General features: G+C 48.3%; 7 protein-coding genes and 1 tRNA gene. 2 read left to right on the forward strand and 6 right to left on the reverse strand.

The window, feature by feature from the left end; genetic code table 11:
- The 5 genes from ACJAYR_RS17690 to ACJAYR_RS17710 all read right to left on the reverse strand — a co-directional run bounded on the left by ACJAYR_RS17690 (window position 1) and on the right by ACJAYR_RS17710 (window position 4998).
- Window positions 1-1092 carry a DNA polymerase III subunit delta' gene (locus ACJAYR_RS17690; protein ID WP_415237826.1) on the reverse strand — a complete coding sequence of 364 codons (1092 nt, stop codon included), beginning with the start codon at window positions 1090-1092 and terminating at the stop codon, window positions 1-3.
- Window positions 1089-1736, reverse strand: a complete 648-nt coding sequence (gene tmk, locus ACJAYR_RS17695; RefSeq protein WP_415237827.1) for a dTMP kinase — start codon at window positions 1734-1736, stop codon at window positions 1089-1091. Before tmk ends, ACJAYR_RS17690 begins: the two co-directional genes overlap by 4 nt.
- A 7-nt stretch (window positions 1737-1743) precedes the next feature.
- On the reverse strand, window positions 1744-2931 hold the full coding sequence (locus ACJAYR_RS17700; protein WP_415237828.1) for a D-alanyl-D-alanine carboxypeptidase family protein: 1188 nt from the start codon (window positions 2929-2931) through the stop codon (window positions 1744-1746).
- Between the two features lie 67 nt (window positions 2932-2998).
- Window positions 2999-3994: a septal ring lytic transglycosylase RlpA family protein gene (locus ACJAYR_RS17705; RefSeq protein ID WP_415237829.1), complete on the reverse strand. Its 996-nt coding sequence runs from the start codon at window positions 3992-3994 to the stop codon at window positions 2999-3001.
- A gap of 20 nt (window positions 3995-4014) precedes the next feature.
- Window positions 4015-4998, reverse strand: coding sequence for a lytic murein transglycosylase (locus ACJAYR_RS17710; protein ID WP_415237830.1), 984 nt, complete (start codon window positions 4996-4998; stop codon window positions 4015-4017).
- Between the two features lie 229 nt (window positions 4999-5227).
- Here ACJAYR_RS17710 and ACJAYR_RS17715 point away from each other — a divergent pair.
- Window positions 5228-5317 (forward strand) — tRNA-Ser (locus ACJAYR_RS17715).
- 373 nt (window positions 5318-5690) lie between these two features.
- Here ACJAYR_RS17715 and ACJAYR_RS17720 read toward each other — a convergent pair.
- Window positions 5691-6293, reverse strand: a complete 603-nt coding sequence (locus tag ACJAYR_RS17720) for a TetR/AcrR family transcriptional regulator (protein ID WP_415237831.1) — start codon at window positions 6291-6293, stop codon at window positions 5691-5693.
- 114 nt (window positions 6294-6407) lie between these two features.
- Between ACJAYR_RS17720 and ACJAYR_RS17725 the strand changes: the two genes are divergently transcribed.
- A complete protein-coding gene (locus ACJAYR_RS17725) occupies window positions 6408-6728 on the forward strand; it encodes a YciI family protein (RefSeq protein ID WP_415237832.1) in 321 nt (106 codons plus the stop codon).
- The last annotated feature ends 503 nt before the right edge of the window (window positions 6729-7231 follow it).

Below are 7231 nucleotides of genomic sequence, written 5' to 3' on the forward strand. Positions count from 1 at the left end.
TTATTTTCGGGCTGTGCTTAAAAACAAATCCAAAACCACTTGTTTGCGATCCAGATTGACGCTTTCCGCCCGATTGATCAGATGGTTCGACTTTTCCCAGATATCTATCCAAAATGCAACAGATTGCTGGCTGGCAAGCCGGTTCATCACATCTGTTTCATTCTGCACGTATACCGCACCATCAAATCCGGTGCTAATCCCTCTCACAAGTCGGGAGATCCACCAGGGAAACACAGTCGTGAGAACATCGTATAGCGTCTCACCGCCTTTTTTACCGGCTGCATCAGCAAGACCATGAAGCTTATCTGGCGAGAAATGGGGATATCCGTTAAATAATTCAAGCATTGATAAGAAGACCTGGGTACCGCCCGCCTGTTGTAACCTGAGCGCCTGACCGGGACTTCCCTCAGCAAGCACGGCCAAAATATCCAGATCGTGATCTGTTAGATCAGGGCTTAAACGTGTTATAACCGTTTTCAAATCCTGGTCTTCCAGTGGTTTAAGGGGCAGCATTCTGCACCGGGACCGAATGGTCGGAAGCAATCCCGCCGGGGTATGGGATAACAAAAAGAAAATGGTGCGTGCAGGGGGTTCTTCCAAAATTTTCAAGAACGCGTTGGCCGCACTGACATTCATGTCGTCGATCGTATCAACAATAACGACCCGCCATCCTCCGTCGCTGGATTTCAATCCAAAAAAATTGGACAGTGACCGTACGTCGTTGATCCGAATAACTTTGAAATGTTTCTTTCCTTTAGGATCATACTGGCGTCTAAGAACCGCCAATCCGGGATGGGATCCCGCGTTCATAAGTGCCACGGCGGGGTGACCCGCTGGGGTATCCAGATTGTCTGGTGGCCCAAACATCCCACTTTCCGATCCTTCCTGCGAAAGAAGGAAACGCGCTGCCCGATAGGCAAAACTGGCTTTGCCGATCCCCATTTTTCCCGAAATCAGCCAGGCATGATGAAACCGTCCCCCGTTGAAACTTGCCAGAAATTCAGTTTCAGCGGCATGATGCCCAATTAGAGTTCCGCTATCCCTTGGATGAGGAAACCCTTCCAGGGCATCTGCTGTTGGCTCTTCGCTCAAGAAAAGAGCCTTTCTTTTACGATTGCCCGTAAATCAGTTTGAATATCATCAATTGGGCGGTCTGCATCAACAATCACGCATCGATGTTTGTTTTTCTCAGCAATGTCAAAGAACCCCTGCCGCATACGTTCATGCATGGACAGATCCATTTTTTCAAACCGATCTTCATTATGGGACCGACCCTGGGTCCGGGCCAAGCCTCGCGCCACATCAATATCCAAAATGAGGGTCAGGTCAGGTTCGAAATCACCGACGGTCACATCGTGAATTTTCTGGACATTTTCAACACCCATCTGATTGCCGTATCCCTGATACGCCATTGTCGAGTCGGCAAACCGGTCAGAAATAACACATGTCCCCGCTTCCAGTGCGGGCCAAACCGTGAGGCGCAGATGATTTCGGCGGGAGGCATAAAATAACAGAGTTTCGCCGACAGCGTCCCAGCGATCCGGATCGCCCGTTAAGATCAGTTCGCGAATTTCATCGGCACCGGGTGCACCGCCGGGTTCTCGAGTAAGCAATACATCCGTGTTGAAATTTGACTGAATATACTCGTTCAGCAATCGCGCTTGCGTGGATTTTCCAGTGCCGTCCCCGCCTTCAAATGTGATGAACTTTCCGGGATAAGTTATTGAATTACTCATAAAATACCTAGTTGGCTGAAGCCCCGAAAAGAACATATTTAATGGCTCCGCTGACGCGGCCAAACATGCCCGGCCGGCTAATGTCTTCTGACGCAATCAAAGGAACTTCTATTGTTTCCATCTCTGGCGCAGTAATGACCAGCCGTGCGACAGGGGTTCCCTTTAGAATTGGCGCCGGAATAGGTTCGTTATAGACCAGTTTGACCTGCATGGACCGTCTGTCTTTACGAGACATCGTGACGGTCAGGTCCTTTTCAACGGAAAGGGATACCAATTCCTTTTCACCCAACCAGACGCGCGCTTTGGCCACTTCCTGATCTTTTTTAAACAAGGCGTAATTGTCAAACTCGCGAAATCCCCATTCCAGCAGTCGCTCTGACTCCCTGCCCCGTTCCTTCGCACTGGATAACCCATTAACAACAAGGATCAAACGTCTATCCCCGCGTTTTGCTGAACCCGTCAGGCCATAACCGGATTCTTCCGTATGACCGGTTTTCAGACCATCCGCACCATTATTTGAATATAAAAGCGGGTTGCGGTTTCCTTGTTTGATGTCTTTACCTTTGTTGGTCTTGCCAAATGTAAAACTTTTTTCGCTGAATATTCCGTAATAATCGGGAAAATTCCGAATTATGTATTTAGAAAGCAGCGCCAGTTCCCGGGCGGTCATGCGGTGATTAGGGTCCGGCCAACCGGTAGCGTTCGCAAAAATACTTTTTTCGAGACCAATTTCTCGGGCGCGGGCGGTCATTGAGTCTGCGAAGGCTGCTTCTGATCCGGCCAGAGCCTCTGCGACAACGATGCAGGCATCGTTACCGGATTGAACAATAATACCGCGAAGAAGATCTCCGATTTTAACGCGTTTATTGACCTCCACAAACATTTTGGAGCCCCCTTTACGCCAGGCTTTTTCACTTACTGGAAACGTATCATCCATTTTAAGTGAACCGTCTTTCAACCGTTCAAACAACATGGTCACTGTCATCAATTTGCTCATTGACGCGGGTGGCATTAAGGTATCGGCATCTTTTTCAAGAAGAACGGCGCCGGTATCCATATCCATGAGGAAGGCTTGTCGGGCAGCTGTTTCCAACGCCTGCGCCGATGATCCCATGATCGTGAGACCAGTTACCGTGGTCGCAAAAACAAGCGTTTTTCTGAGTTTGGTTCCGATAGCGGGAAGAAATTTCAACATTCTCTCACTTTTTTTCTGCCAAATAATATTCAAGGTCACATTCTTTAATCTGATATCGTAGGGTCGGTTACTGTTGTTCGATGATAATTCGGGCATTTGTATGACCAGAATTGATCAGCTTGGCCAACAGAATGTCCGCTTCGTCCACGCTATAAACGGGCCCAAGCCGGACACGGTAGAAATCCTGACCGTTCACCAGAACCTGATTTACTTTTGTTGGTGCCAGACCGGATAGCTGAGCGCTTAGCCGGTTAGCATTGTTAAAATCGATGAACGCGCCTGCCTGAATAAAAATTTCACTGTCCGCGACAGGCTCTACTGATAGCACATTATCCGGGACGGCTGGGGTCGGTGTTGTTTCGTTTAACGTATCCGCTGGTTTGGGCAATTCAGCCACATCCGGTTTTGGCGCGGCCTTAACATCGCTTGGCGGCGCCAATGTGGCTGTTTGTACATCTGCCTTGGGCGCGGCTTTTACTTTTTTCTTTTCTTCTTCTGTTGTTTCCGCTTTTGCAAGATATCGTACATCCTGCCCGGCTGGATTGGCCAACTCTACTCGAACTTTTGCCGTGCCATTTCGAATAACACCCAGAAGCTGCGCGGCCCGCCGTGAGAGATCTATGATCCGGCCATGTACAAATGGCCCGCGATCGTTAACGGTTACGACCAACGAACGTCCATTTTCCAGATTGGTGACCCTAACATCTGTTGGCATGGGCAGGGTCTTATGGGCTGCTGTCAGTTGGTTCATATCATAGACTGCACCGTTCGCCGTTTTACGTCCATGAAATGGCTCGCCATACCAGGATGCAATACCGGTTTCGCTATACTGAGGGTCTTCCGCCGGATAATACCAGATATTATCAACTTTGTAGGGCTTTCCGACTTTCCGGCTTCCCCGATTGACCTTTGACAAATCCGTGTCATCAGATGATTTCATCTCAGATGCAGCATGCCCCAACAAACTAATCTCGGCGCAACCGGATAATAAACCCGCCGAAATTAAAATCGCTGTGGTCGTGCCGATAGTTCTGAAATGCCGAAAATGTCTTGTAATACCCATACTGCAATAACCCTTTTAGATTAAGGCGAAACCAATTTATCTGCCAGCTGTCCAACGGACATGGCAAAATAAGTTGAATAATTCCATTTCAAAATGGTCCGGTAATTATTGTAAACCAGAAAAGTCTGTCCATTCCCGCCCTTTGGCTGGACAAGCGAGCCTACGAGCTGGCGGGAGGGTAAATCTGTGCCGTTTACTTTTCTGACCCCCAAATCCTGCCATTCCTGCATGGGTTTTTGTATCTTCAGGCTGATCAGGTTCTTATCAAAGTTGGCCGGAAGCTTAACTTCCCGTCCCCATGTCTGATCCCCGCGCCAGCCGGATTTGGATAAGTAATTTGCCGCAGACGCGAAAACATCCGGTTTGGTAGTCCAAATATCGCGCCGACCATCCTTATCATGATCAACTGCAAAATTTACAAAGCTTGATGGCATAAACTGGGCTTGACCCATGGCTCCTGCCCAGGATCCTTTCATGTCGCCGGGCTTAATGTGCCTGTCTTCGAGTATTCTCAGCGCAATCATCAGTTCTTTGCGAAAATAATCGGCCCGGCGGTCATCATATGCCAGTGTGGTCAAGGCTTCGACAACATTAAACCCGCCCGTATATTTTCCAAAACGGGTTTCCACACCCCATAATGCGACGATAAAGCGGGGTTGAACACCATATATCCGGCTCACCTCATCCAATACGGCTTTATGCTTGTGCAACCGGGCTTTGCCCATATCAACGAGGGATTTCGGGAGCCTTTTTGCCATATATTGCTGAAAGGTTTGTGTTACTTCGGGCTGCTTGCGATCCAGGGTGATAATTTTTTCTTTGAATTTCACATTTCGAAAGGCGGTATCAAGGATGGGCTTACTGATCCCATTGGATTGGGCTTCCGCTTTCAATTCTTCAAGCCACAGACCAAATTCCTTTTTTGCAGCGGTCGCGCTGCTGATCGGCATTGCCATCGCGACTGCGACAACCAAAGATCCTAGTTTTGTGGAAATTTTCAGCATTTACCCCTCTTAGAACAAGCTTTTATCCTTTTTGCCATACCCAGCCATATGGTGCAACGATTGCATGGCCGAAACTTGTTCATAATTGCCTCTTTTTTCTACCAAAAATGATTTTTTACCAATCTACCCTATTGACAGCGTGGTGCCTGAACGAGTAAACGTCTCGAACGCCAAACAGACGAGGGTCTTTTGGTCTTCAAAATCGATAATAATTGATTTTGAGTATTGCGGAGGGATGGCAGAGCGGTTGAATGCACTGGTCTTGAAAACCAGCAAGGGTGCAAGCCCTTCCGGGGTTCGAATCCCCGTCCCTCCGCCACTTTATCTTCATCCTTACAATCAAAGAAAATATAACCTATTGCTTTTAATAGGGTTGTTTTTCACGCGATCCTAAAGTGCTTTTCAAACACAACAAGGCTAGCAGGCTACTGGTACAGAACACTGGTATCGACAGGGCGTTCAAGCGTTTGCAGGCGAGCAGTCTTTGGTTAAGATTGGTGAAGTTCTATGCCATCTACCCCATGTGAGAAGGGCAACTCATATTCTGAAAATCGCTAAATCGATCTAATCCAGGCCCAGGGCACCCGCACCCCACCGTTTACAGCGAACGTAATGAGAAAAGCGAGGTTTTTCATTTTTTTTCGTGTAACGCAAACAATGTGCAAAGCGATGCCTGAACCCGAATATATGCTTTATGGGGGAGCTATAGATACTTCTCTCATATCACTGGCCGCTTTATGTGCAGCGTCTCGAACTTCCATTGCAAGTCCTGAATCCGGGAGAGTCCGGGCAAGTACCATACCACCGACGCAAAGGGCTGCCATTGATAAGGCGCGTTGCCGCACGCCTTCTTCTGGGCCGTCTAACGTGTTTTCAAACAACCAAACCATTGCTGTCAGAAGTTCCTGATAGGCCTGTTGAACATCGGGGCTGGCCCGCGCAACATCAGACGGCAGGGCAATCATCGGACATTGGTTTTCCATATCTGCCAGATGCTCGTTTGACAAATAGCTGTCCAGCATATGTTGCGCCATTTCAGGGTTGAGACGGCTGGGATCAATACCCGCCTCTTCCCGCCATTGGGCCCCGCGCCCGCCAAGAAAACTTTTGACCGCCGCCGCATAAAGCGCTTCCTTGCTATCAAAGTGATTGTAAAAACCGCCATGGGTCAGGCCAGCCTGTTTCATCACCATACCAATCGTCACCCCCCTAAATCCGTGGATATTAAACAGCATACGTGCCGTCTCGATGATAGTGGCGCGGGTGTTATTTTTGTGCTCGGGGCTATAAGGCATGGGCTTTCTCCAATATCTGGTAAGCATAACATTATTTTTAATATGATCTTGATCATATTTAGATCGCTGTCAAAATCCTTTGTCTCAGCACACTTGCAGCGAAGAGGATAATACATGCCAAAATTCGTACTGGCTTATCATGGCCAACCAAAAATTGAATCGAATGATGAAGGGGCGCAACATATGGTGGAGTGGCGTGCATGGATGGAAGCATTGGGGGACGCTGTTGTCGAGCCGGGAGTGCCAGTCGGCCCCTCCATAACTATTCATTCAGATGGAACTGTCACCGATGATGGCGGGGCCAATCCGATTTCTGGCTACACAATCCTAGAGGCAGACGACATAGAGGCTGCAATCAAGATGGCAAAGCCCTGCCCACATATAAAGGTCGGTGGATCAATTGAAATTGCGCCCGCCCTCAACATGGAAATGTGACTGAAGTGGCGAGGATTGTGGGGCGGTCCAAAATGCCCGCCCATTTTTCTGGCAAGTTCGACTTATTTTCCCCGGCGCGTTGCTGACCCTTAATGACGCTGTTGTCAGCTTGGCGACAAATCCCGTAGGCCCATCAAGATAGATCCGGGATAAGTCTAGAATTTCGGGCTTTTTTGGACCCTAGGCTAATCCAACGACGAAACGGTAATGGGGTCCTAGTTCGGACCAAGCAAGGAAATTTGGTACTCTTACCTATTGAAATACTGAAAGCAGTGAAATGCGACGTCTGATCCGCACCTCTTCCCCCTTATTTTCTCCTTTTCTGAAACGACTGTGTTCTGATGGAAAACCTGCCATTGCTTTATGAGGAACAGGTTTGTATTCTGATTGTATCTGCTGGTTTAAGCCAGACATAAAATGTCATACTTTTCTACGCTTATTTGTTGAATGACTTGACAAGATACTCTCTTCGAACCCAGAATATAACCAGTGCAGTTTGTATA

The sequence above is a fragment of the Sneathiella sp. genome, assembly GCF_047631475.1.
In the GTDB taxonomy this organism is placed as follows: Bacteria; Pseudomonadota; Alphaproteobacteria; order Sneathiellales; family Sneathiellaceae; genus Sneathiella.